This is a genomic window from Halotia branconii CENA392, assembly GCF_029953635.1.
Taxonomy (GTDB): Bacteria; Cyanobacteriota; Cyanobacteriia; order Cyanobacteriales; family Nostocaceae; genus Halotia; species Halotia branconii.
This window is the reverse complement of the sequence record NZ_CP124543.1, coordinates 4,431,185-4,456,179: the sequence shown is the minus strand read 5'-3', so window position 1 is coordinate 4,456,179 and position 24,995 is coordinate 4,431,185. Positions and strand designations below refer to the sequence as shown.

Sequence of the window (24,995 nt, the reverse complement as noted above, 5' to 3'; positions counted from 1 at the left end):
TTCCCTGCTTCTTCTGCTCTCTAATTAACGGCTGATTGTTGATTGCTCAAAGCTTGTAGCGCATCCCGTACCCGCTGATTGCGAATTTCGCCTGCGTGGGTAATGCAAGCTGCATCAACTATGTCGTCGGCAAAGTCTACTTGCAAAGCTTTGTCTTTTATTAGTAGTTGAATCAAAGATGTGACGTTTTTGGAATACAACTGGCTGGCGTGGACTGGCATTGATGATGGTAAATTAATTGGGCCAATAATTGTCACACCATTCCACACAATATCTTTGCCGGGTTCGGTGCAGGCACAGTTACCACCTTGTTCTGCGGCTAAATCTACAATCACTGAACCTGGTTTCATTTGGGCAACCATTTCTTCTGTAACGAGCCGTGGTGCTTGTCTGCCAGGAACTTGAGCAGTAGTAATCACTACATCAGCATTTTTGACGTGTTCGGCGACAACTTCTTGGGTGCGCTGTTTGCTAGCTTCAGAAATTTCTTTGGCGTAACCACCAGCGGCGACAGTTTCTTCTTCTAGCTTGACTTCGACGAATTTTGCTCCCAAGCTTTGCACTTCCTCTTTAACAGCCGGACGAATATCGAAGGCTTCTACTACTGCTCCCAAACGTCTGGCGGTGGCGATCGCTTGCAATCCTGCCACACCAGCGCCCATGATAAATACTTTAGCTGGGGCAATTGTACCTGCGGCTGTTGTCAGCATTGGGAAATATTTTGGTAATGCCGCCGCCGCAATCAAAACTGCCTTATAACCTGCGAGTGAAGCTTGTGAGGATAAAGCATCCATACTTTGCGCCCTAGTAGTACGGGGGATCATCTCCATACTCAAGGCTGTGATTTGGCGATTTGCTAGTTGCTGCGCTACGACGGGATTACCCAAGGGATTAAGGAAGCTAACTAAAACAGCTCCTTCCTTAAGCAACTCAACTTCTGAACCTCCATTTTCTCGTTCTTGTGGTGGACTAACCTTCAATAAAATATCTGCTTGTTGCCATAACGTGGCAGAATCACTGATAATTTTAGCTCCTGCTGCTTCATAAGCAGAATCGCTAAAAAAAGATCGCTCTCCTGCACCTGTTTCTACCCAAACTTCCAAACCTTGTTTTACCAAGCGGGCAACAGTATCGGGATTTAATGCTACACGACGCTCACAAACTTCTATTTCTTTAGCAACTGCTATTCTCATGAAATCTCCTGGAGATAAATACCTAATCTCTACAAAGTATGCACTTTTCCCGATTTAGGGATGTCTCATATTCATAGTTCAGGATAAAAACTGTCAGCGACTACTTTTTTCCTAGATTAAACCTTGAATTTTTCCTTTCCCACTCTCGGTTCTCCAGACAAAGTAAGACTTTGCCGCTTACAGGTGTCATCCTTGCTGATAGTTACGCATAGATTTACATATTGCAAATCCTATGTTGATTCCCAATTTTGCCTCTGTGTCTTTAGCTTGTTTTAGGGATTGAAAATTTTTGGTCTTCCTTACTTACATAGTCCAATATTTAGCAAATTTTTTAAGCTTAATAACTTCCCAACTAATTTTTAATGATTATTCCTAACGATTTAAGCTTATTTTAATCAATCTATCTTAAGTTCAATGGCGATCGCCTAGAGCATGGCTCAATTTTTATAACAAAAACCTTAAATTAAGATACACTTATACATATTCAGAAACACAATCAAATCCTCCATGTGTTTGTATCTAGTTCAAATTTAGCTGAAATTCTCAAAAAATGGCTATAATCAAGCGCTCATCTGAATAAATTAAATAAAGGTTAAATATATTACTACGTATTTTTTCTAGCATTTTGTTCTGAGAGGAAAAGGCACTTTTTGTTTTAACTTCAGGTCAATTGTCAAGAAGTCAGTAATAAAGTTTAGGAACACGTACTAAATTTTAGTTATTTAAATAACAGATCTGTTTTGGTGGAGGAAGCTTAATATTATGCGACATTTACTGTTTTCTAAATCTCAGCGTCAGCTACCGCTAAGACTTTTATCAGCTTTGGCTGTAACTAGCTGTTTAATAACCGGATTGCAAACCGCCACTTGGGCGCAAAATGGTTTACCTGGATTTACACTATTTAGCGGTGTTAAAAGTGAAAATCAGCTACCCTTCCGGTTAGATTTTGGTGGACAAGCTAATTCCTGGGATCGCTACAATTTGAGGATTCCAGCCAATAAAATGAAGTTGGCAGCTGCTCAGTTTGCTGTTACATACCCAAATTATTATAAAGGAACTTTTGACCCCAAAAAGATAGAAGTCCGGGTTAAAGGCAAAGCAGTTCCACTTTCAGAAGTCAAGTGGGATAAAGAAGGCGGGGTGATTGAAATATTTCCCCAAGAACCAGTGCCAGCAGGAACCAAAGTTGAGTTAGTTTTTTCTAATGTCCAAAATCCTGCGTTTGGTGGTACTTATTATTTCAACTGTCAAATTCTTTCTCCTGGAGATGTGCCACTACTGCGTTACTTGGGAAGTTGGATTTTGACTATTGGGTAAATTTTCAGTTGTCAGTTGTCAGCGATGCACTGAGTTTCGACACTTCGACAGGCTACTTCGACTACGCCCTTCGGCTACGCTCAGGCTAAACTCAGTACAAGTCAGTGCAGCGCTGCGCGGTAATCGAGTTTCGACTACGCTCAACTGCCGCGAAGTCGAGATTCAACTACCGCTTGTCGAAATGTGGTTAGTTGTCAGTAGCAACTGGCAACTGATTCAATTTTTCCCTGGATCTGTATATTTTATCTGTAAAGTGATAAGGTTATAGATTGTGACTTTTTATAAAAATCGCCTAAGAGGAGAACAATATGCAGAGAACCCTGGGCGGCACTTGCCGTAAAAGAAAAAGAACTTCTGGTTTTCGTGCCAGAATGCGGACACCAGACGGAAGAAACGTGATTAGGGCTAGAAGAAAAAGAGGACGTTATCGTCTAAGCGTTTAGGGTAATTCAAGCTAAAGGAGCAACTGTGGCTTTGCCCAAAGCGAATCGACTAAAATCCCGTAAGGATTTCCAGGCAGTTTTCCGCGAAGGGATTCGGCGACATAGTTCTTATTTCACGTTGAGAGCCTTACGCCCGTCACAGACAATAGAGTCTTCTTTGAGTACTGCTGTTCTACCAACTGATCCACACCAGCTAGCCAGTACCCAAATTGGCATTACAATTAGCACAAAAGTTAGCAAAAGAGCAGTAATTCGCAATCGAATCAAACGCCAAATTGCAGCTGCTTTTCAACAATTGTTGCCGAAATTGTCACCGGGCTGGCGGTTAGTAGTGGTTGTAAAACCAACAGCAGCAGAATCTAAGTGCGTAAGCCAACAATTTCTGCAAGAATTAGAACAGTTGTTGGCACAAACTGAGGTATTCAATGGGCATTCGTGAAGAAATTTATTATGAAGGCGGCCCCCATGTTGGGGATTTAATTCTCAACTTGTTAATTGGGCTAACCGTCGTAGGCTTGCCATTAGCGGTTGGAGCAATTGTCAGGGCATTGTGGTTACGTTACCGTATTACCGATCGCCGAGTTACCGTGACGGGAGGTTGGAGAGGACGCGATCGCACTGACGTAATTTATTCAGAAATAGTTAAAATTGTCAAAGTACCTCGTGGTATTGGTCTTTGGGGCGATATGGTGCTAACCCTCAGAAACGGTAGTCGTCTAGAAATGCGGGCTGTTCCCAACTTCCGTGAGACTTATGACTACATCAATGAGAGAGTTATAGCGAAAAATCCTCTATACACTGGTGCAGCCAAATAGCAGGGGAGGCAGGAAAGCTGAAGAAACAGGGGAGCAGGGAGACAAGGAGAGAAGTGCGGTCTTGGGGTCTCCCCCTCCGGGTTCGGAAGTTTCAACTCGACGGGAACCGCCAAGACTTGAACTTCCTCACCAAGTGGAGCAACTTCGGGAGAAAGATGTAATTTTTCTTCCCCCTTGCACCCCGCACCCTGCCCCTCTGCCTCTTTCCCATGCCCCATGCCCAATTTTATTTGAATGTGCGGCTATCCGTAGCGTAGGATAGTCGCAGACGAATCTTGATTTTAGATAAATTAGATTCAGTTGAATTTACAGTACCTCAGGTTGGATTCAGAATAATGGATTTTGGTATCGGGTTTCTCTCAAACAACGTAATGCTGCCAATCATAGATTTTTTCTATGGTATTGTGCCTAGCTATGGATTGGCGATCGTTGCCTTGACATTGATAATCCGCTTTGCGCTCTATCCCCTGAGTGCTGGCTCAATTCGCAGTATGCGGCGGATGCGAGTTGTGCAACCTTTAATGCAGAAGCGGATGGCAGAAATCAAAGAGCGTTATAAAGACGAACCGCAAAAGCAGCAGGAGGAAATGGTCAATGTTCAAAAAGAATTTGGCAACCCCCTAGCAGGATGTTTACCACTGCTATTACAAATGCCAGTCTTGCTAGCATTATTTGCGACTTTGCGGGGTTCACCTTTTGCTGGAGTGAACTACTCTGTTAACCTGCAAGTTCTTCCATCTGAACAAATCGAACGAATCCAACCCCAAGCTTTTGCTACTTCTCCCCAAAACATCTATGTTGCTGATGGAGAACATGCTCGAATTACAGCGATTCTCCCTAGTGGTAACAAATTAGCAGTGGGAGAAACAACCAAAATACAATATCAAACTCTTGAGGGTAAACCATTTCAGGTTTTATTAGCTGAACACCCAGAAAACAAGCTAATTCCTCAATGGAAAGTCATCAAAGGGGAAGATAGGGTCAAAATCGATGCTGAGGGCAACATAGAAGCTCTACAACCAGGAGATGTCACAATTCAAGGCACAATTCCTGGATTGGCAGCAGATAAAGGATTTCTCTTCATTGATGCCTTAGGTAGAGTTGGTGCTATAGATCCCGACGGTGCAATTCATTGGGATATTGTCTCTATGATTGTCTTTTTTGGGATTAGCCTTTATGTTAGTCAACTACTTTCTGGGCAAAATTCCAGTGGTGGTAACCCGCAGCAGGAGACAGTAAACAAAATTACCCCAGTTATATTTTCGGGGATGTTTTTGTTCTTCCCTCTACCAGCCGGGGTGTTGATGTATATGGTAATTGGGAATATTTTCCAAACAATACAAACTTATATCCTCTCGCGTGAACCACTATCAGAGGAACTACAAAAAATTGTAGCCACTCAAGAGAAAGAAAAAGAAGCAGCAGCGGCAGAACAAAAGACATTACCTTTTGAGCCAAAAAGTTCTAAGAAAAAGACTACAGGTTGATAATGCTCGACAGTCCCATGCAAAGAGGGCAGCAGTGGTTAAAAACCCTGCTGCAACTAACAGGAGTACCTGCTGAAATTCAGGGTAATTTAGCAACTGCCTTACTTCAAGAAAGTGATGCTTCAGAACCAGATAATTACTGGTTAACGATTGATGAAACCAACCTGACACCAAAAGAAATTCAAGTTCTGATTGGCCCTAATGGTTCTGTACTGGATGCAATGCAGTATCTAGCTAATTCAGTTCTTAATCTGAATCAACCGCAAGAGGGGCAAGCCTCTTATACCATTGAGTTAAATGGCTACCGTGTCAAAAGACAAGCGGAAATTAAGGCAATGGCAGAAGCCGCAGCCGATGAAGTACGTTCTACTGGTCAAGAAGTAGAAATTAAATCCCTTAGTTCAGCTGAGCGTCGTCAAGTCCACACCTTCTTAAAGGATTTAGGAGATTTGGAAACCTTCAGCCGAGGTAAAGAGCCACATCGTCATTTGGTTGTTCGTCCGGCTGATTTGGGAGAAGTTGGAAGTTAGGAGTTAATTGAAAATTCATAACCATATAGGGAACGAGGAACAGGGGTGAAACTCCCTTAATATATGCTTTTTTTGAAAGTTTGTACCTCATGCCTGTGCAATCTGCTGTAATTTCAAGATTTCTCTTATTCCTAAAGAGATAAACTAAAAATGTAGTATCAGTAGAATTGCTGATAACTCACATATATTTTTCGTGAAGATATATCACTAATCCTATGGACGCAATTTATATTCCGCAGCTAACTAGAGCATCGGAGCGAACAGAGGAAGTTCAGGTTAAAGAGTTTCTGCCTGGTCTAGAGACGTTGACACCAGTTCGCGGTCATGTTCGTGTGCAGCATCATGGCAACTACCTGGAAGTTTCCGGTCAAGCAGAGGCAATTATTACTTGTACCTGCAACCGCTGTTTGCAGCAGTATAACCAGCGTTTGGGGGTTGATACCCAAGAAATCATCTGGTTAGACGAAACTGCTAATCAAGTGGAAGACTTGCCCTTAGAGAGGGAAGTGGCTGTAGAAGACTTGATAGAAACTCTACCGCCTGATGGTTATTTTTATCCCAGTGAATGGCTGTATGAGCAAATGTGTCTAGCAATACCCCAGCGCCAGCTGTGCGATCGCAATTGCCCTGGTATCATTAGCAATAGTGGTAATGGTTCAAATCAGCCAGTTGATAACCGCTGGGCTTCTTTAGAAGCTTTGAAAAAGCAACTTCCGGGATAGACAAATTGCTTTCACTTTCTTGATTTAGTCTCAGCTAGATGGTTGATTTAATCGTCTTCCACACTTAGTACAAAAATTTAAGTTTCCTGGATTATTCAGACCACAATTGGTACATTCTACTAAAGTTTGAGATGAAGTATTTCTACTCGAATTGTTATTTGAATGAAATTCAGTAGAATGATGAATTGGTTGTGAGTTTAATTGAATAAATACTGGTTCCATTTGGGCAAAATGCTCTAGCAGCATTCGATGGATAAAAATATAACTACCTCCAACCTTTTGTAAAAATATGTGTTCAGTCGCATATTCAAGAAAGCGGGCATAGTTTCGAGGTATGTAATTCTTGGCGTAAAGAATGAGGCGTAAGGTAAAGTGTTGTAGACACGCTTTACCACCTCCAAATACTAGCCCAAACGCTACTCCAAATACTATCCCTAATTGCAGCCATGAGGGGTGATTTAAAATTATCAAACCAATTAATCCACCAAAAAATCCGCCAAGTAATCCGCCAAGTAATCCTACTATCACAGCATTCTTAGCTGAGTTCCATATACCTTGGTTAGGAATCGTTTTTGTCTCTATTTCTGGGCCTCTCAATCCACCTAATAATCCTAAAATTAATCCACCAGTTAGCCCATGTATTAACCCTAATTCTAGACCATCAATGATATTTGGTTGAGGTTCCGTTAGCTTAAAACCCACTCCTACAATTAGTCCCAGAGATAAGCCCCCTAGTAGCCCATTTGTCAGAGATTTTCTGGCTTCTTGCCAAGACCATCTCAAAGTTTCAACTGGCTTAATTTCTGTATTACTTAAGTAAACAGTTAATACAACAGTGATTACAACAATATATACCAGATTGATTGACTGTGATTTACTTATGAAATTGCTAAAAATGCCGATTAACCCACAAATTATGACTCCAAATAGAAAAACTCCCAATTGATAAAATATTTTTGGCACTCGATTTGACAACCAAGAAGGCTGTATTCTTTCAATAACAAAAACCGTTTGAGACTTTTGATACATCTGTTGTGCTAGCCAAATTAGCCAGCGCCTTGCTTGCACTTTTGAGTATCTTTGCTGAGATTGACGACGTTTAAACATCCGTTCAATATAAGCATCAAACAAATGTTTGCGGCGTTCTTCTTTTGAGCCTATACTGGATAAATCTTCAAGTTTCTTACCTTGATAAGCCAAAGTCATAACATTTAAAGTTAAGGGAGACTTGGCTAACTCTTGCAGCGTAGTGTCTTGTTGAAGCAAAGTTTTTACAGCTTCGAGTTGTTCACCAGCTCTATCTAAATATTGGTCAACTTGCTGAGATGTCAAAGATTGGATGCAGATAGCAGCTTGCAATTGTAAACGTTCAGAAAGAGCTTCATAATCATGAATGCGGCTTGTTACCACAATTTCAATTAGTCCATGTTCTTGCATAAATTGGTTGATGGCTTTAATGCAAGCTTCTCGTTGCTCAATTCTTACCTCATCTAAACCGTCTAGTAATAGTAATAGTTGTTGCTCTTCAATCCAAACTTTACCAAGTGCCGGAGAAACTTGATATATACTATGCAATTCTTCAATCAGCCAATCGCCAAGTGTTTGATGTTTATTTCCCCAAGAAGATAAGTTCAGCACTACTGGGAGAGGTTGGCTTAAATCTTGTTCGGTACGAGTAATTAATTCTTGTGCCAACTTTAAAAGAGTGATCGTTTTTCCGGCTCCTGGTTCTCCTAAAATCAGTAAAGTTCGTCCTTTTCCCATCTGATTGAAGACATCAGAGACACTTTGACCTTCAGGTAAAATTTGCTCAGACTCATCAGGGATTTCTGGGACATTGCTCAAGGGATGTTTTACTGCGTCTAATCGTTCTTCCAGTCCCAAATCAATTAAAGCTTTGGTATATAGCGACTTTTCTAGTACGCCTTTAATCCAGTACTGTTTTACTTTATTAAGTATAACTTCTCGGAAACGGTACTCTTGTTTTCCTGAAGGAGGTTTTACCTCTCTGTGACCTATGAGTTTAGCTAGGCTGAAGCTTTCGTTTACAGTTAGGTACTGGATTTGGTGCAAATCACGTCCAGCTTGTCCAATTTGAGCTTCTCGAATCAAAGCACCATCAATGTTCAAATTTTGAAGTGGCTGTGGTTCTTGATGCATAACCTTTTATTATGTAAAAAGTAAAAGACTTTTAACTGCAACTCCTAACCAAGGAGCTAATTGTTTGGCAATTGGCTCTAATTTTTGCCAAATTCCTTGTCCAGCATTAAACGTTTCGTTCGCTTCTTTGAGGACTTTGCTAGCTTTTTGCAAACTTGTGACCGCAGTGTTTTTGTCTGGTTCTTTTTCTTTCACTGCGTCGGTTGCGTAATCGAGATGTTTTAGTGCTTGTTTTTTTTGGTCTTCTGGTAAATCTGAATTACGAAATATAGATTCAATTTGTGCCATTAATTCCGCAACTTCAGGTAAGGTCAATTGTTTTTCAGTCCCACCTTGAGTATTTTGCTGATTTTGGGTGATATCGCCAGCCGCTTGGCCAACTTGAACACCTGAAAATTGACCACCACCAATGTTTAGGGACATTCCTCCAGTGTTTTGGGGTTGTGAGTTATTTTCTGCCATTTTATTTGCTTGATAAAAACATAATTTAATTTAAGCTCTACTTCAAGTTGCGTTGACAACTTTCCTGAAATATTTCCAAAAGTTGTTTATGTGGTGAGCTGATTATATCATGTCCGGATAATCACTTACGATTAAACTCCAATCTGAAGCCACCAATGAAAACCAGTTAACCCACGAATTAAATCTTGCTGTTGAAGTAAAGACTGACAGCGATGAAATAAAATATTCTCCAAATCATTGAGTGAGTTAAACGATTGATTAGCGATTGGTTCGTCCACCAAAGTCCACAACCTTTCTGCCGGCTGTAACTCAGGTGAGTGAGAAGGCAAAAATGTTAAATGTAGTCCTTCAGGAATCTGTAAATTTTTACTGGTATGCCAGCCAGCACGGTCAACAGCTAATAAAATGTGTTTATTTTTACCTAATCCAAATTCACGAGCAAAATCAGCCAAAACCTGATTAAACAATTCTGTGTTCACGTAAGGCAGAATCCACCAATAGCTCTCTCCTGTTTTGGGATGTACAAAAGCATACAACCATAACCATTTAAACCGCCAATGGACATCAGCAATTGGTGTTTCTCCTTCAGGTACATACACTCGTCGCAAAATCGGTTTGAGTCCTAAACGATGTTCATCTTCACACCACAACTGAACTTCTGCATCTGGATAGATAGTTTGGAGTTGTTTTACTTGTGTCGCTAGTTTTTTTTCCAGGCTTCTTGCTCAAAATGATCGCTTTTAGTGTGAGACGGGCGAGGTACTCTGAGTCTAAAAGTCATCTGCCGTAATATCTCCCATCCCCTCTGTCGGCTGATCTGATTTCCTGTGACTTCAGTTAGCCAGTCTGCTACCTTTCGACCGTTCCATAGCCCTCCATCTGGTGCTTTCTCTTGTAATGCCTGCCATAACTGTGCTTGTTGCATATCATCCACTACAGGCTGTTTACCTTGGTTTAACTGCCTGCGATCGCCTAAGTATCCCACTCCAAATTCGTTGTATCTTTTTACCAATCCGTATATCCATGTTTTGCTGTAGCCTGTTATTTCCTCTACTTCTTCCGTTTTTTTACCTTGTGCTACTAACCAAATAATCTGGTACTGACGGCTTTCTATGCCATCTTTAGCTTGACGATAACGTTTTTCTAGCTCTTCAATACTTAAATGTTTGGCTACACTAATTCGTTTTGGCATGACTCATCTTTGCGCTCCCTGCTTTTATCGTAAGCGATTATCCGGACATGATATTATTACTATAAGTTGAGATCTATTGACGGAAGAATAAAACCGCAGGGGAGCAGGGAGCAGGGGGCAGAGGAAGACAGGGAGACAAGGGGATAGGCAGATAAGGAGACATTTGTTTCCCCAGTTCTCCAATTCTCCTTGTCCCCAATTCTTCTTTATCCCCTCTGCACCCCGCACCCCAAAGTTGCTCCACTTGGTGAGGCTGCCCGCAGAAAGTTGTTCCAACAAAGAGGAGCCAGCGCGATCATGGGGGTTTCCATGCCACTTGCGGGACTCGGGGGGAACCCCCGCAACGCAGTGGCTCCCCAGGAGCGACTGGCGTTGGACTGCCGTTAGCGTAGCGATAGCGAGCTTGCGAGCGTCACCCGGAGGGGGAGACACGCCAGTTCCTTCAAGTCGGGAAACCGCAAGGGCGGACTGGCTCCCCAAGACCGCACTTCTCTTGTGCCCCAATTCTCTTCTTCATGCCCCATGCCCAAATCCTTATTGAACGAGAATATATTAGTTTTTAGTTGTAAGACACAATACAAACCTGAACAATGATAAAAGAACTAATAACCACAGCTATATATGAACTTTCGTGAAGAATTTAAACTGCTATTACGCGCCCGTTATCCTTTAATTTATATTCCCACTTATGAAGAAGAACGGGTAGAAGCAGCGATTCGAGAAGAAGCCGCTAACCAAGGTAATCGGCCTGTGTATACTTGGGATTTTGTCGATGGCTACCAGGGAAACCTTAATGATGCAGGATTTGGGCGGCGTAACCCGCTGCAAGCTTTGGAATTTATCGAAAAATTACCCGCTTCGGCATCAGCAGTATTAATTCTACGAGACTATCATCGTTTTTTAGAAGATGTGGCGATCGCCCGCAAACTCCGCAATCTAACTCGACTTTTGAAGTCGCAACCAAAAAATATTGTACTATTATCGCCACGCATCGCCATTCCTGACGATTTGACCGAAGTTTTGACAGTGGTTGAATTTCCTTTACCAGCTGCTCCAGAAATTAAAATTGAGGTGGAACGCTTACTACAAAGCACTGGTAACTCTCTTTCTGTGAAAGTTTTAGATGACTTGGTGCGTTCTTGTCAAGGGCTTTCAATGGAAAGGATTCGGCGGGTTTTGGCGAGAGCGATCGCTACCCACGGCGAATTGCAACCAGAGGACGTTGATCTCGTTTTGGAAGAAAAACGCCAAACCATCCGCCAAACCCAAATCCTGGACTTTTATCCTGCCACTGAGCAAATTTCCGATATTGGCGGACTTGATAACCTTAAAGATTGGCTACTTCGTCGGGGAGGCTCATTTACAGATCGAGCCAGACAGTACGGATTACCACACCCCCGCGGATTGATGTTAGTGGGGATTCAAGGTACTGGCAAATCTTTAACAGCAAAAGCGATCGCTCATCACTGGCATTTACCTTTATTGCGCTTAGATGTCGGGCGTTTATTTGGTGGTTTAGTGGGTGAATCAGAATCCCGCACCCGCCAAATGATTCAGGTAGCAGAAGCCCTCGCTCCTTGTGTACTGTGGATTGATGAAATTGATAAAGCTTTTTCGGGACTTGGTAGTAAAGGTGATGCAGGTACTACGAGTCGTGTCTTTGGTACCTTTATTACTTGGTTAGCTGAAAAAACCTCACCTGTGTTTGTTGTGTCTACTGCTAACGACATCCAAGCCCTACCACCGGAAATGCTCCGCAAAGGGCGATTTGATGAGATTTTCTTTGTCGGTTTGCCTACCCAAGAAGAGAGAAAAGCCATTTTTAATGTACATTTATCCCGACTGCGCCCCCATAATTTAAAAAGCTATGACATCGACAGACTAGCTTATGAAACACCTGATTTTTCTGGAGCAGAAATCGAGCAAACTTTAATTGAAGCGATGCATATTGGATTTAGCCAAAACCGTGATTTTACTACCGACGACGTTTTAGAAGCTGCGAGTCAAATTATACCCTTAGCCCGAACTGCCGTTGAGCAAATTCAGCAACTACAAGAATGGGCTGCGGCTGGTAGAGCGCGCATGGCATCTAGACAGACTCCTTTGAGCGATACTTTTGGTAAGCTACGCTAACGTAAAAACTTAGAAAGGAGCATTGGAAAGAGGCAGGGGGGCAGGGTGCGGGGTGCAGAGAAGATGAAGAGGAATTACCTCTTTCTCCCGAAGTTGCTCCACTTGGGGAGACCCCAAGACCGCACTTCTCTCCTTGTCTCCCTGCTCCTCTGCTTCTTCTAGCCCCTAGCCTCTAGTTCCTAGCCCCTTTTGATTACTGGAGTGTTTGCATACAACCGAGAAGCGCTATATTTCTCAATAATCATTGACGATTGACGATTGAAGATTGACTATTGACTATTGGTGATTAGGTTTTAATTATGCTTTCTGGTTTACTAAAATTTATACTTGGGGTTTCCTTAGCGATCGCTGTTTTAATCGGTAGCGGCGTTGCAGTTGCGCTCTATTTCATGAATCGAACTGCCATACCTCCTGCTAAACCCATTTTCTCAAATGATAGCCCTGCCGTGCAGAACAAATCTCCTAAGGCGACTAATAAAGAAACCGCCTCTAGTTCATCTGATAGCGCAACTCCTAATGAATCAGCAGAAGCATTGCCACCAGGAGCTTACCGAGGACGTGTTACTTGGTCTGAAGGTTTAAGTATGCGAGCAGAACCCAACCAAGATGCTGAACGTATTGGCGGGGCAACTTTTAATCAAAGAGTGATCATCTTGGAAGAAAGCCAAGATAAAGACTGGCAAAAGATTCGTCTAGAAGGTGGTACAAAAGAAGGTTGGGTAAAAGCAGGTAATATTGAACGTGTTGATTGACGCTTCGCTATTTACATTAAAGTTAAAACTATACGCTAAATTTAAAAATTGCCTAATTTCAACTTAAAAAGCCCAATTTCACCACAAATGAAATTGCAAATCAGCGTGCATCTAACTTGAGTCATCTGTGCAAAATTAGTAAACCTTCTTTCCCCTTACCTCCTGTCCCCTGCGGTCTTAATGATAAGTCTTTAACCAAACACGATATTAGATGTTTTGATGTGGGTACATTTCTAACTTTGGTTGATTGCGCTTGGCTCCATATAAATTAGTTCCCAGATGTGACCATCTAAGTCAGCAAATCCATGTGCATACATAAAACCATGATCTTGTGGTTCATTATAAGTTGTTCCACCAGCGGTAACTGCTTGGCGAATCATTTCATCGACTTGTTCTCGGCTATTGCAGGACAAACACACCAGCACTTCCGTATTTTTGCTGGCATCACAAATTTCTTTAGGAGTAAAAGTCCTAAATTTCTCATACGTTAAAAGCATGACGAAAATGTTTTCGGACACAATCATGCAGGTGGCAGTTTCGTCAGTAAATTGAGAATTAAAGCCAAAGCCGAGTTGAGTAAAAAACTGGATTGAGTGATTGAGGTTTTTGACTGGCAGATTGACGAAAATTTGGGTACTCATGATCTTTGTGGTAAGTTATCGTACAGTAGTTTGTTAGCGAAAAAGCACTGAGGTTTTATTTTAGGGAAGATGTTCAAAAGCACCTGCCGAAGAATTAAGCAGTCTTCTGGCAGTTGACCATCCACGGAATGCCGAATTGATCAACCAACATTCCAAAGCGAACAGACCAAAAAGTTTGATCAATGGCCATCTTCACTTTTCCGTTTTCTGCTAGAGCATAAAATATGCGTTCTGCTTGGTCTGGTTCTTCAATACTCAACTGCACGTAGAAACCTTGAGGTGTTTCAAAGTAATCCGGTGGACTGTCAGACCCCATCAATAATTGATCGCCCAGATCAAGACAGACGTGCATAATTTTGTCATGCCACAGGGTAGGTATGTGTTCTGCTGTCGGGGCATCGCCATGAGTGAGCATCATGACGATTTTGCCGCCTAGACATTGTTCGTAGAATTTGAATGCTTCTTGACAGTTGCCGTTGAAGTTCAGATAAGAATTAATTTTCATGAGGATCTCCTTGGGTAGGTTCAGTAAATTGGGCTATAGGTCTAGCGTCAAGACGGCTTGAGATGTGTGCGGATCGAAAGGGACGGAACAATGCTCATGCACGATTAGCCATTTACCCTGTTGTCGCTGGTAGCCAGCAGTAAACCGCAGCCAAGTCTGCATTGCTGGATGATCCTCTGCCATATCTGTGAAGCGTAACAGCCAATGGGCAAAAGCTAAGTCGCCACTCACGAAGATGTTGAGATCCCGCGTCTGTGTTCCAAAAGAGTCTGGGAAGTAAGGTAAACACTCCTCCCAAATGCGGCGAAAGGCATCTGCACTCTTAATTTGAAACGGCGGTTTACAATCAAAGTAAATAATATCTGTGGTGTAGTAAGCCATGATTCGGTCTAAGTCTTTAGCGCAGATGGCACTTTGTTGATCGTCGATCAGTTGTCGAATCTGAGCTTCGTCGTGTGTACTGGTGGTTTCTTTTGTTAAGTTAATAGCCATATTTTGTCTTTGTGTAAATTCATCAATTAGTGTGTTTTGCGTCATGATTGCTTTAACGCGCGATCGCTCCTATTGCTCTGGCAGACCTGCAACTTCAATCACGGGGCGAATTTCGACAGTACCAACTTGTGCTGCTGGAATTTGAGCAGCGATCGCCATTGCTGCGTCAAGATCCTGGGCATCAATCAGGAAAAATCCGCCCAATTGTTCGCGCGTTTCTGCAAACGGCCCGTCGGTGACAAGCGGTTTACCATCGCGTACCCGAATGCTGGTTGCAGTCGCTACAGGGTGGAGTGGGGCAGTAGCTAAATACTGTCCTTTAGAATTGAGTTGCTGTGCCAGCTGCGCGGATTTTACATAACACTCCTTCCGCTCGGTTTCGCTGAGGGCGTTTTCTTCTAAGTAAATCAGCAGTACATATTTCATTAGCTTGCCTTTGTTGTCTTTCTTTGTAAGAAAGTCGAACGGCGATCGCTTAAATCGACACCTCCCCAGAAAATTTTTTATTATTTAGGTAAAATCAAGCTTTGCTTGACTTTTGTTGCCTCCCTTTGTGAATAAGTCGAATAGCAATTACTCAAATCGACATATCTCCCAAAAATTTTTCCAACTCAGCTATGACCTCAAACGCACAATCAGATGTAGTTCAAGCAATCTCCTCTATTTATCGTGCTGAGTGGGGTCGGATTGTCGCCACGCTCATGAGGCTGGTTGGGGATTTCGATGTAGCTGAAGAGGCGGCACAAGAAGCTTTTGCTGTTGCTCTAAATCAATGGCAGTCCAAAGGCATTCCCGATCTTCCCCGTGCCTGGATTATCAAAACAGCTAGATACAAAGCCATTGATCGCCTCCGTCGCCGCACAAAGTTGACAGAAAAACTCTCATGGTACGCAGCATCTGGGTTAATTCCCACAAGCGAGGAACCAACCTATGACACCGATGAAATTCCAGATGATCGGCTACGACTGATCTTCACTTGCTGCCACCCAGCATTGGCAACAGAGGCTCAGGTTGCTCTGACGCTACGGATGTTAGGTGGACTTGAGACGGATGAGATCGCACGAGCATTTCTTGTACCTCCGGCGACAATGGCACAAAGACTTGTGCGCGCCAAGCGCAAAATCCGTGATGCAGGTATTCCCTATAAAGTGCCAGACACAACCGAATTATCGACGCGGATGGAGGCAGTGCTGACGGTAATCTATCTAATTTTTAACGAAGGCTACGCTGCAACCAGGGGCGAGGAGATGGTGAGAGCCGATCTGTGTACAGAAGCCATTCGGCTAAGTCGCCTTGTGAGGACATTGATGACACCACAGCCACCAGCCCAAGTTACGGCACTGCTTGCACTGATGTTGCTACACGACTCCCGGCGTGATGCCCGTCTTGATCAGGCTGGCGATCTTGTCCTGCTTGAAGATCAGGATCGTCGTCGCTGGAATCGACAGCAGATCAACGAGGCACTACCGATGGTCGAGTCGGCATTGCAAGGCGAGATTAGTTCGTTTGCACTGCAAGCAGCGATCGCTGCATTACATTGTCAGGCGGCACAAGCCGAAGAAACAGACTGGTTGCAGATTGTCCGTCTCTACGATTTGCTTGAACGCTTACAGCCTTCGCCGATAGTGAGATTGAATCGAGCAGTAGCTATCTCAATGGTAGAAACTCCTCAGACAGCACTCGAACTCATCGATGGGCTGGCCCAAGAGCTTGATAACTATCATCTATTTCACGCTGCTCGTGCCGACCTCCTGCGCCGTATGGGAGCATTCCTAGAAGCAGCCAAAAGTTATACACAAGCGATTTCGTTAGTTAATAATGATAGCGAACGCCGTTTTCTAGAACGCCGACTCAGCGAAGTTCAAAGATGTTATACCATTTCACGAAATTCTTTATACAAATTACTTTTCTTTCTTCCCCTGCCTCCCCTGCTACCTCTGCTCCCCCTGCTTGCCCATGTGTATCAACTTTAAAGTGAAACGGTATTAGAGCCAGATTCATATTCGTGCTTATCATTCGCTAGATAAAGGTGATTCCTCGACGGGGCGAATAATTGCCGGGGCTGGTGTCACTTCTGGTTGAAAGATTGCTTGTAATGCTTGTTCTAAAGTTTTGGTCATGACAATGCGGTTTTCGTAAGCTACAACTACCCGAACTAAGGTAGGTAAACTATTTTGAGTAGCTTCTATATAAATTGGCTCAACGTATAACAAAGATTGTTCAATGGGAATAATTAAAAGATTTCCCTGAACAACTCTTGAACCTTGGCGATTCCACAAAGAAATTTGTTGTGAAATTACTGGGTCTTGGTTAATTCGGGCTTCGATTTGTTCTGGCCCGTAAACTAAGCGCTGTTTAGGAAAGATATACACCAACAATTTACCGTAGTTCTCGCCATCCGATCGCGCTGCTAACCAAGCGACTAAATTATTCCGCTGTTTAGGAGTATATGGCAAAAACAGGAGAAATTCTTCTCTACCAGAGGCTGCATCAACAGCATTTAAAGTAGGTAAACTGGTAATTAAATAGTAAGGCTCTACAAGCCGGGTTTCGTTACCATAAATTTCGTTAGGAATCTGCCATTGATCCTCCCGGTTATAAAACACTTGGGGGTCTGTCATGTGATAAACCAATAACTGATCAGCTTGAATTTTGAAAAAATCTACCGGATAACGAATATGGCTTTTAAGGTTAACCGGCATCGCACTGAGAGGTTTAAACATATTGGGAAATATTGCTGACCAAGTGGCAATAATTGGATCTCTAGGATCGGCAATGTAAAAGTTAATACTGCCGTGGTAAGCATCAATCACTACCTTGACAGAGTTACGAATGTAGTTAATGCTGTGAGTACCCGTATCTGAGTAGGGATAGCGATCGCTGGTTGTATAAGCATCAACAATCCAGTAAAGATAATTTTTTGTTCCTGATGACTGTTGATTAAGATTATCAGGATTAGCATCGGCAGTTACTAAATAAGGATCGCTGTCAAATTTTAAAAAAGGGGCGATCGCTCTAATTCTTTGGTTAATATTCCGCCGGAATAATACCTTAGTATCAGGTAGAAAGTCCCGTGTTAGTAACATTTTCCAGTCTTTCAAATACAAGGCAAATAAACATCGTCGCCACAACGAACCGATTTGCACACCACCTTGACCATCGTAGCTATTGTAAACGTTATCACTCCCACTAGGATAATCTAGTTCCTGGACTCTGGTCTTGGTCATTACATAAGTATTAGTAATTTCACCGTAATAAATTCGAGGTTCTCCAATGGGAATGCTGTCACGAATAGCTGTACTAGAAGTATCAAGAGCGCCTTCATTATTGTCGGCAATATCTTTGACAAAATATTCAGGTAATCCACCGGGTGCAACTGTATTTACTGGACTTAACGTAAAACCATAACCATGTGTATAAATTAAATTACGGTTAACCCATGTCTGCGCTTGCTGCGGTACAGCACCATAATCTAATTCTCTAGCTGCAATCAGTACTTGTCGCCGTTCTGTGGTTCTAGCTAATCCTTGATCTGATTCTGATACGGGTGGGGTAGCCTCTGTTCGCAGAGTATATCTATCGATATCAGCATCAGGAAACCGATAGTAAGGTCGAAATTGTTGCAGCTGGCGGTTAGTTTGTAATAAAGGTCGTTGATCCCAAAGCCGAACATTGCGAATCGTCGGGTCATTGGCTTTGATGTCAGCTTCAGTTAGTGTTCCTTGGGGGTCAAAATTGATGGCATCGATTGCTTCTAAATCAAATGCTTGCCTCGTCAAGGCAATAGTACGTTGAATGTAAGGTTGTTCTCGTTGTAATTCATTTGGCTGGACAATTAGATACTGCACCGCTGTCGGCAGAATAAAACCAGCAGCTACAACCATCACAAGATAAAACCCTAACCCATAAAATACTAATGGGCGATAACGAGACTTAGGTCGCCAAAAAAATGTTCTTAGTAATAGATAAATGGCGATCGCTACTGCCAAAATGCACAATACATTATAGGCTGGTAACTGGGCTGTAACATCGGTATAGCTAGCACCGTAACTCACCCCGCGCTTAGAATAAACCAATTCGTAACGACTCAGCCAATAACTTAGCGCTACCACCAGCATCAACAAGCCACCCAAGCCGTATAAATGACGCTGTTGTTGGGATGAAAACCCAGGAAAAATTCCTTGACTGAGACTGTCTGCTGATAACAGATAAGTTAAAGCAACAGCCAAAAAACCATATAAAAATAACCCCATCAGCCAGAGTTCTAGCAGTTCCCACAAGGGTAGAGAAAATATATAGAAACTAATATCTTGATTAAATAAAGGCTCAGATTGATTAAAGGAAGTAGAATGAAAATATTGCAGCACCTTAGCCCAATTTTGGGAAAGTATAAAACTCAACAAAATACTGAATACAATTGCGATCGCTCTCAGCAAAAATCGAGGATATATTAGTACAGCGATCGCTGCTACCAAAAGCAAGCCAAAATACAAAATTTTAGCAGTAATCTCTCTGCTCAATTGCCAGATAACCTCCGGCCGGAACAAGGCAAAAACGGGTAAGCTAACCTGATTAACTAAAGAACTCCAGTAAGATAGAGCAATTTCGCCATAATGAACTAGCATTAACCCTATTAGTAAACTGAATACCAAAGCTAAAGGAAATAACCAGTGCAGTCTTAATGGCACACTTCGGGTATCTGGTTTAGTAATTTGCTCACGTTTTAAATACTGGGGACTGAGCAAGTTTTTTAGTTGACCTCTAAGTCCTGCTTCTTCACGCCTAACCTCTGCGATTTTCATTGAATCGGCATACTTTAGCCGTTGTGCCAAAGCGAGATTTCCGAGAAAGTAGGTAACAGTGATACCAGCTACAAGTATCCATAAACCACCCTTAGTCATTATTCTAAGTAAAAATACTTGTAGATATTTGACTTCCTGAAACCAGAAAATCTCTGCACCTAGGCGGGAACTCAAATCCAAGAGTAGCCACAATCCTAGGAAGATGATCAATAATCTAAAGCTCCATTTCCAGAACATGGCTTTTTTAGGTATCGAGTATTAGGTGTTGGGAAAAGTCTTAACTCCTCTGCTACTACTTTAGAACCTTGTGAATAATCTCGTTCAATTCGCAGACTTAATGATCGCTTCTTAAACTAAACTAATTCTTTATCTCTTACTCTCTGCGCCTTTGTCTTTAAAAGTTTGTTACGGAGGGAAACTAACGCCACTTGCTACTCTACGGAAAGCCGCAGAAGCGTCTATAAGTCGGGGAACCCCCCAATGGAGTGCCTTGGAAACCCGTCCAACGCAGTGGCTCCTCCTGACAACTTTTCGCTGCGATTCTGCGTAAGACCAATTCATATTTCTTCAGCAACGCCACAATTTAAAATGCAGGACAGTGACCATAACTAATCACTGTCCTGCAATTATAAATCAGCTATCAAGCGTTTGCTTACGCAGGAATCAACACAGTATCAATGACGTGAATAACGCCGTTATCAGCAGCAACATCTGGTGTTGCAACAGTAGCATCATTGATTTTGACACCATTTGACGCATCAATTTTTACATCAGAACCTTCAACAGTGGTAGCTGACTTCATCTTCACCACGTCAGCTGCCAACACTTTACCTGAAACTACATGATAAGTCAGGATTTTCTTGAGTTTTGGAATATCCTTGAGTAATGAGTCTACTGTACCTGCTGGAAGCTTCGCAAATGCTTCATCAGTGGGTGCAAAAACGGTAAATGGGCCAGATCCTTTCAAGGTATCTACTAGACCAGCAGCTTTGACCGCAGCAACTAGAGTGTTAAAAGAACCAGCATTTGCAGCAGTATCAACAATGTCTGCCATATTTTTTGATTTAATCCCTTTACATTTCTTTATAAATGTAAGCTTTTTAACAGTATATAGTATCTGTCTTCAGAGGTATACCTCAGTGAAATAACAGGAAGCAATAAAAATGCTATCTATAGTTTTTAACTATGGTTCATTTGTTCCTAGCATAAAATCTTTATGAGCAGTAACAAGCATCTGTGCCTGTCTTAAGACATTACCAAATAAATAAGTAGGAATCTGCCAAGCAGCAACAGTCACTTCTTTGGCAATATCCTGTACACTAATTGCTATTAGTTCATGCTCTGGCGGCTCTCCTTCAACTGCACCAGACCAAGTAAAAGCTAATAAAAAATCATCGTCTCCAGGCAAGGATGCAACCAAGCACTCTTCTGGCGCTGCATGGCAACTAATTCCATGTTCATTTGCAATTGCGATTAATTTTTGGAAACCACTCAAATTTGTCATTGATTGTTGCAATTACTATCAAATTGTTCTCAAAGATGAAGATTTAATTATTTAGTTTTAGTTTCAGCCAAGTTAGTAATTCAAAAATCCTATCCCAAGCTGTTAGTTCTATCAGCAACAATTGTTACTATTTTATACAGTACCCAGATCTTTAAGAAAAATATCCATAGTTCGGTGCGTATAAGCTTTTACTGATTCTGTTGTGAGTTTAAAAATAAATCAGTACGTAATATAATGAACCGATCAAAAGGTCAATAATCAGGTTAATGTCGGCATTGTTTTGGCTTTCACCTCTAAATCTTGATATAATTAATGTGTAATTTGTAACTTATAATTAACTATTTATGCTCAGTAGCGTTGACCGTTTATTATTTGTCCGGCGAGTCCCAATTTTTAAAGAACTGCGGGATGATTTTATTGTGCGGTTGACTTCAGTGATGCATGAGCTGCAATTTCCCGCTAATTACACCATTTTTCGGCAAGGAGAAGAAGGGCGATCGCTTTACATTGTTGTCTCAGGTAGAGTTAAAGTCCATATAGGGGATAAGCAATTGGCAGAAGTAGAACAGGGAAAATACTTTGGTGAGATGGCAGTATTTGATATTCAACCCCGTTCCGCTTCTGCTACGACTTTAGAACCCTGTGAATTTTTGGAGTTGACGCAAGAGCAACTTTATGATGCGATCGAAGAAACACCAGAAATTGCAGTAAATATTATTCGTGAATTATCTCGTTTGATTCGCAGACTTAACGATAACGTCAGTGCGATCGCTTCTTAAATCAATTAGTGATTAAAATTCTTAATAAAGTTAGAAATAACCTCCAGGATGGGGATATCACTGGAGGCAATTAGCAAAGACATTTTATAGTTGACTAGTCTATAAACAAACTTATCTTTTTGTTCAATTGTATTCCCTCCATCTGGAGGAGAGGCTAAGGTTAAGTTTGGCAGTCGTCAGGGATACAATTGATCAGTACCTTTTCTTCAAACTGCAAGTATTCTTCGCAAATTAGCAGATTTTTAAGAAAAATTATGAGTTGTAAATTAGCAAACCTTAAACAAGAACTAATTTCTATTTCAGAGGCTAGTGAAATGGGGTTTAACTACACTTCCATAGCCCAACAGCAAATCGAAACATTAGCCCAAAAGCTTGAGTCGCTTAATCCCACTAATGAACCTACAAATCATCTTGCAATGATTCAAGGGCGCTGGCGGCTTTTGTACAGCACCTTTGGACTAGAGCGAGAAACTACTCTGCAACGTCTCTCTTTTGGTAAATTACCTGATGTAAATATTAGAGTTACTGGTATCTTCCAAGAAGTTTATATACTTAACCAACAGTACAATAACCTGATTGAATGTACGGTAGGCTCTAGTATCGGTGGTATTGTTTTAGTTAAAGGACGCTATACAATAGAAGATATTAAACGCCTCAATATTGATTTTTTGAAAACATCCGTCAACAGCACTAATAATGAATTAAGTGACTCTGCTTTTCGAGAGGTTCTACAAGTAAATAAAGAATTACCTTTAGAGGCATCACTCTCATTTAATGGCTGGGTGGATATTACTTTTTTAGATGAAACTTTACGTTTGGTGCGTGGTAATCAAAACAATTTGTATATATTATTGCGGAATGAATGAAATAATCTGAAGTTTTTGACTATAGCATTACTTGAATAACAAGATCCCCGACTTCTTAAAGAAGTCGGGGATCTGAGCCTCTAGATTTTCGCGCATCAAATAGGATTGCTATATGAACTTAAGTTTCACAGACCACTAAATTTTTGCTTTTTTAAACACTTGCTCAGCAGTAAATTTTAATCCTTCAAATAGGGAATCTGTGAGAAGTTGATCTCCCATATAAGTTTGTGGTGCAGCATCTGGGTAAAACACAGTAATGCTTCTAGCTTTGCTATCTACCACCCAAACCCGCAACACTTTAGCGTCTAAATAGTCTTTCGCCTTTGCTGTCATTTTTCCAAAGGTTTGTCCTGGTGAAATAATTTCAATTACCAAATCGGGAGGAACAGGACAGGCTGTATCTTCGCTCCAGTCGGCGGGTAAACGTTCATAAGAGATATACAAAATATCTGGTGTCGGTACCCAGTCTCGCCCGTGACGGGTTAATGCAATTGCCCATTCTGGAAAGGCTTCCCCTCGTTCTTCACACCACTGCTCAATTAAGTAAAGCAGGGTACGGGTCAGCTTAGAGTGAAAAAACTTTGGTGACATCTTAGGAATTGCTTGACCATCCACAAGTTCGTAGGTGACATCTCCCTCATCTGGTGGCAGATTGAGGAACTCTTGCAAGGTCAATTGATTGTTGGCTTGGAGTATCATGGCAAACCAGCTGGCGGCTAGTTTTAATTGTAATTTGGTTATGAATTACATTCCTTGCAATACTTGCCGGATAGTCTCTGATGGTACATCATCTGTAATTTTCACGACACCAATCTGCGTCGGTAAAATAAACCGCACTTTACCAGCTTTGACTTTTTTATCTAATTGCAGTGCTGCAATAATTTCTTCAATATCTATTCCCTCTGGTAGCCGAGTGGGTAAACCCGCTTTTTGAATCAGGGCATTTTGACGTTCTGTATCTTCTTGTTGCCAAAGTCCCAATGCTACAGCAATTTGCCCAGCTGCCACCATACCAATAGCAACAGCTTCACCATGATTGACTAATCGATAACCTGTCAAGCTTTCCACTGCATGACCAATGGTGTGTCCATAGTTGAGAATTGCTCTTAGTCCACCTTCTTTTTCGTCTTTACTAACAACATTGGCTTTAGCTTGACAAGAGCGCGTTAGTATTGCGTCTATCACCTCAGGCTTGACGTAGCGTAATTGATTGAGGTTTTTACTAGCTTCTAATTGAGCGAACAATTCCGCATCCCAAATTATGCCATATTTGATAACTTCTGCCATACCAGCCCGAAACTCTCGCATAGGCAGAGTTTTCAGTACTTCTGGGTCGATGAGGACTTTTCGCGGTTGATGAAATGCTCCAATCAGGTTTTTGCCGTGGGGATGATTGACACCTGTTTTACCACCAATTGCAGAATCTACCATTGCTAAGAGAGTGGTAGGCACTTGCACAACATTAATCCCTCGCAACCAAGTTGCTGCTGCAAAGCCTGTCATATCACCAATTACGCCTCCGCCTAAAGCCACCATTGTCGAGGAACGTTCTAGGCGGTTTTCTAAGGCGATATCGTAAAGTTTTTGGATAGAATTGAGGGTTTTGTAGCGTTCACCTGCTGGTAGGCAATAGCTGACTACTTTAAATCCAGCAGATGTGAGCGAATTTATCGCTCTTTCTCCATAATGCTTGAAAATTGTCGGATTAGAAACCACCAATACCTTCTTACCTAGGTTCAGATTAGCCATCTGTTGACCCAACTGCTCTAAACTCCCAGGTGCGATCGCAATCTCATAAGACTGCTGTGGTAAATTGACATTAATGATAGAAGTCATTGCCTAACCCTAAACAAGCGCCCGTGGGCTGTATTTTATCGCAATGTGGGACATCAGAGATTGGTACTCTACCCATTCCATAAGCCCAAACTAAATGATTCAATAGATTTATTGAAGTATGTGGAGAAACATCAATGTTTGGAATTGTAGCTTATATCGGCTTCTTGGCTTTGTTCATGGGTATAGCCGTAGGTCTGTTGTTTGGTCTGCGTTCTGCCAAGATCATTTAGTGCTTCTGTTTTGATGAGGTACGTGTCGTTGAGGCATGGGGCTAGGGACTAGGAAAGAAGCAGGGGAGCAGGGAGCAGGGGGAAATAGGCAGGGGAGCAGGGAGCAGGGAGAAAAGGAGAAAGATTAAAGATTA

General features: G+C 42.0%; 25 protein-coding genes and 1 pseudogene. 13 read left to right on the top strand and 13 right to left on the bottom strand.

What is annotated here, in order from left to right; all coding sequences use genetic code 11:
• Positions 1-20: 20 nt before the first annotated feature.
• Positions 21-1,193, bottom strand: coding sequence for a Re/Si-specific NAD(P)(+) transhydrogenase subunit alpha (locus QI031_RS19620; protein ID WP_281481333.1), 1,173 nt, complete (start codon positions 1,191-1,193; stop codon positions 21-23).
• Between the two features lie 762 nt (positions 1,194-1,955).
• On the opposite strand from QI031_RS19620, the gene QI031_RS19615 reads away from it, so the two are divergent.
• The 7 genes from QI031_RS19615 to QI031_RS19585 all read left to right on the top strand — a co-directional run bounded on the left by QI031_RS19615 (position 1,956) and on the right by QI031_RS19585 (position 6,507).
• A complete protein-coding gene (locus QI031_RS19615) occupies positions 1,956-2,510 on the top strand; it encodes a DUF2808 domain-containing protein (RefSeq protein WP_281481332.1) in 555 nt (184 codons plus the stop codon).
• Between the two features lie 308 nt (positions 2,511-2,818).
• The gene (gene rpmH / locus QI031_RS19610; protein ID WP_096558233.1) at positions 2,819-2,953 is read left to right on the top strand and encodes a 50S ribosomal protein L34; all 135 of its coding nucleotides are present in this window, start codon (positions 2,819-2,821) and stop codon (positions 2,951-2,953) included.
• 25 nt (positions 2,954-2,978) lie between these two features.
• Positions 2,979-3,392 (top strand): ribonuclease P protein component, encoded by a 414-nt coding sequence (gene rnpA, locus QI031_RS19605; protein WP_281481331.1) that lies wholly within the window; start codon positions 2,979-2,981, stop codon positions 3,390-3,392.
• Positions 3,379-3,768, top strand: a complete 390-nt coding sequence (locus tag QI031_RS19600; RefSeq protein ID WP_281481330.1) for a PH domain-containing protein — start codon at positions 3,379-3,381, stop codon at positions 3,766-3,768. The genes rnpA and QI031_RS19600 overlap by 14 nt, the downstream gene beginning before the upstream one ends.
• A gap of 335 nt (positions 3,769-4,103) precedes the next feature.
• The gene (yidC, locus tag QI031_RS19595) at positions 4,104-5,255 is read left to right on the top strand and encodes a membrane protein insertase YidC (protein ID WP_281481329.1); all 1,152 of its coding nucleotides are present in this window, start codon (positions 4,104-4,106) and stop codon (positions 5,253-5,255) included.
• A 2-nt stretch (positions 5,256-5,257) separates the two neighbouring features.
• Positions 5,258-5,785, top strand: coding sequence for a Jag family protein (locus QI031_RS19590; protein WP_281481328.1), 528 nt, complete (start codon positions 5,258-5,260; stop codon positions 5,783-5,785).
• A 215-nt stretch (positions 5,786-6,000) separates the two neighbouring features.
• Positions 6,001-6,507, top strand: a complete 507-nt coding sequence (locus QI031_RS19585; protein ID WP_281481327.1) for a YceD family protein — start codon at positions 6,001-6,003, stop codon at positions 6,505-6,507.
• Between the two features lie 30 nt (positions 6,508-6,537).
• On the opposite strand, the gene QI031_RS19580 is transcribed toward QI031_RS19585, so the two are convergent.
• The 3 genes and pseudogenes from QI031_RS19580 to QI031_RS19570 all read right to left on the bottom strand — a co-directional run bounded on the left by QI031_RS19580 (position 6,538) and on the right by QI031_RS19570 (position 10,321).
• Positions 6,538-8,667 carry an NACHT domain-containing protein gene (locus QI031_RS19580; RefSeq protein ID WP_281481326.1) on the bottom strand — a complete coding sequence of 710 codons (2,130 nt, stop codon included), beginning with the start codon at positions 8,665-8,667 and terminating at the stop codon, positions 6,538-6,540.
• 9 nt (positions 8,668-8,676) lie between these two features.
• Positions 8,677-9,129 (bottom strand): hypothetical protein, encoded by a 453-nt coding sequence (locus QI031_RS19575; protein WP_281481325.1) that lies wholly within the window; start codon positions 9,127-9,129, stop codon positions 8,677-8,679.
• A gap of 131 nt (positions 9,130-9,260) precedes the next feature.
• Positions 9,261-10,321 (bottom strand): annotated as a pseudogene (locus QI031_RS19570) (IS630 family transposase).
• 621 nt (positions 10,322-10,942) lie between these two features.
• On the opposite strand from QI031_RS19570, the gene QI031_RS19565 reads away from it, so the two are divergent.
• Both QI031_RS19565 and QI031_RS19560 read left to right on the top strand, forming a co-directional pair.
• Positions 10,943-12,454, top strand: a complete 1,512-nt coding sequence (locus tag QI031_RS19565; protein WP_281481324.1) for an AAA family ATPase — start codon at positions 10,943-10,945, stop codon at positions 12,452-12,454.
• 299 nt (positions 12,455-12,753) lie between these two features.
• Entirely contained in the window at positions 12,754-13,206 is a 453-nt protein-coding gene (locus QI031_RS19560; RefSeq protein WP_281481322.1) for an SH3 domain-containing protein, read from the top strand.
• A gap of 233 nt (positions 13,207-13,439) precedes the next feature.
• On the opposite strand, the gene QI031_RS19555 is transcribed toward QI031_RS19560, so the two are convergent.
• The 4 genes from QI031_RS19555 to QI031_RS19540 all read right to left on the bottom strand — a co-directional run bounded on the left by QI031_RS19555 (position 13,440) and on the right by QI031_RS19540 (position 15,270).
• Entirely contained in the window at positions 13,440-13,847 is a 408-nt protein-coding gene (locus QI031_RS19555) for a VOC family protein (RefSeq protein ID WP_281481321.1), read from the bottom strand.
• Between the two features lie 94 nt (positions 13,848-13,941).
• The gene (locus tag QI031_RS19550; RefSeq protein ID WP_281481320.1) at positions 13,942-14,352 is read right to left on the bottom strand and encodes a VOC family protein; all 411 of its coding nucleotides are present in this window, start codon (positions 14,350-14,352) and stop codon (positions 13,942-13,944) included.
• 33 nt (positions 14,353-14,385) lie between these two features.
• Entirely contained in the window at positions 14,386-14,889 is a 504-nt protein-coding gene (locus tag QI031_RS19545) for a YybH family protein (protein ID WP_281481319.1), read from the bottom strand.
• A gap of 24 nt (positions 14,890-14,913) precedes the next feature.
• Positions 14,914-15,270: a YciI family protein gene (locus QI031_RS19540; protein WP_281481318.1), complete on the bottom strand. Its 357-nt coding sequence runs from the start codon at positions 15,268-15,270 to the stop codon at positions 14,914-14,916.
• 191 nt (positions 15,271-15,461) lie between these two features.
• Between QI031_RS19540 and QI031_RS19535 the strand changes: the two genes are divergently transcribed.
• Positions 15,462-16,817 (top strand): RNA polymerase sigma factor, encoded by a 1,356-nt coding sequence (locus QI031_RS19535; protein ID WP_281481317.1) that lies wholly within the window; start codon positions 15,462-15,464, stop codon positions 16,815-16,817.
• Positions 16,818-16,856: 39 nt separating this feature from the next.
• On the opposite strand, the gene QI031_RS19530 is transcribed toward QI031_RS19535, so the two are convergent.
• From QI031_RS19530 to QI031_RS19520, 3 genes are all read right to left on the bottom strand, one after another.
• Positions 16,857-19,883, bottom strand: coding sequence for a UPF0182 family protein (locus QI031_RS19530; RefSeq protein ID WP_281481316.1), 3,027 nt, complete (start codon positions 19,881-19,883; stop codon positions 16,857-16,859).
• A gap of 415 nt (positions 19,884-20,298) precedes the next feature.
• Positions 20,299-20,763, bottom strand: a complete 465-nt coding sequence (locus QI031_RS19525; protein ID WP_343217876.1) for a fasciclin domain-containing protein — start codon at positions 20,761-20,763, stop codon at positions 20,299-20,301.
• Positions 20,764-20,829: 66 nt separating this feature from the next.
• Positions 20,830-21,150 (bottom strand): hypothetical protein, encoded by a 321-nt coding sequence (locus QI031_RS19520; protein WP_281481314.1) that lies wholly within the window; start codon positions 21,148-21,150, stop codon positions 20,830-20,832.
• 344 nt (positions 21,151-21,494) lie between these two features.
• On the opposite strand from QI031_RS19520, the gene QI031_RS19515 reads away from it, so the two are divergent.
• Complete coding sequence (locus QI031_RS19515; RefSeq protein WP_281481313.1) at positions 21,495-21,929, top strand: Crp/Fnr family transcriptional regulator; 435 nt, start codon at positions 21,495-21,497, stop codon at positions 21,927-21,929.
• A gap of 254 nt (positions 21,930-22,183) precedes the next feature.
• Complete coding sequence (locus tag QI031_RS19510) at positions 22,184-22,795, top strand: PAP/fibrillin family protein (RefSeq protein ID WP_281481312.1); 612 nt, start codon at positions 22,184-22,186, stop codon at positions 22,793-22,795.
• Positions 22,796-22,930: 135 nt separating this feature from the next.
• Here QI031_RS19510 and QI031_RS19505 read toward each other — a convergent pair whose 3' ends face one another.
• Positions 22,931-23,494: a Uma2 family endonuclease gene (locus tag QI031_RS19505; RefSeq protein ID WP_281481311.1), complete on the bottom strand. Its 564-nt coding sequence runs from the start codon at positions 23,492-23,494 to the stop codon at positions 22,931-22,933.
• Positions 23,495-23,539: 45 nt separating this feature from the next.
• Entirely contained in the window at positions 23,540-24,631 is a 1,092-nt protein-coding gene (gene aroB, locus QI031_RS19500) for a 3-dehydroquinate synthase (RefSeq protein ID WP_281481310.1), read from the bottom strand.
• A 134-nt stretch (positions 24,632-24,765) separates the two neighbouring features.
• Between aroB and petL the strand changes: the two genes are divergently transcribed.
• Positions 24,766-24,861, top strand: a complete 96-nt coding sequence (petL, locus tag QI031_RS19495) for a cytochrome b6-f complex subunit PetL (RefSeq protein ID WP_281481309.1) — start codon at positions 24,766-24,768, stop codon at positions 24,859-24,861.
• Positions 24,862-24,995: the final 134 nt, after the last annotated feature.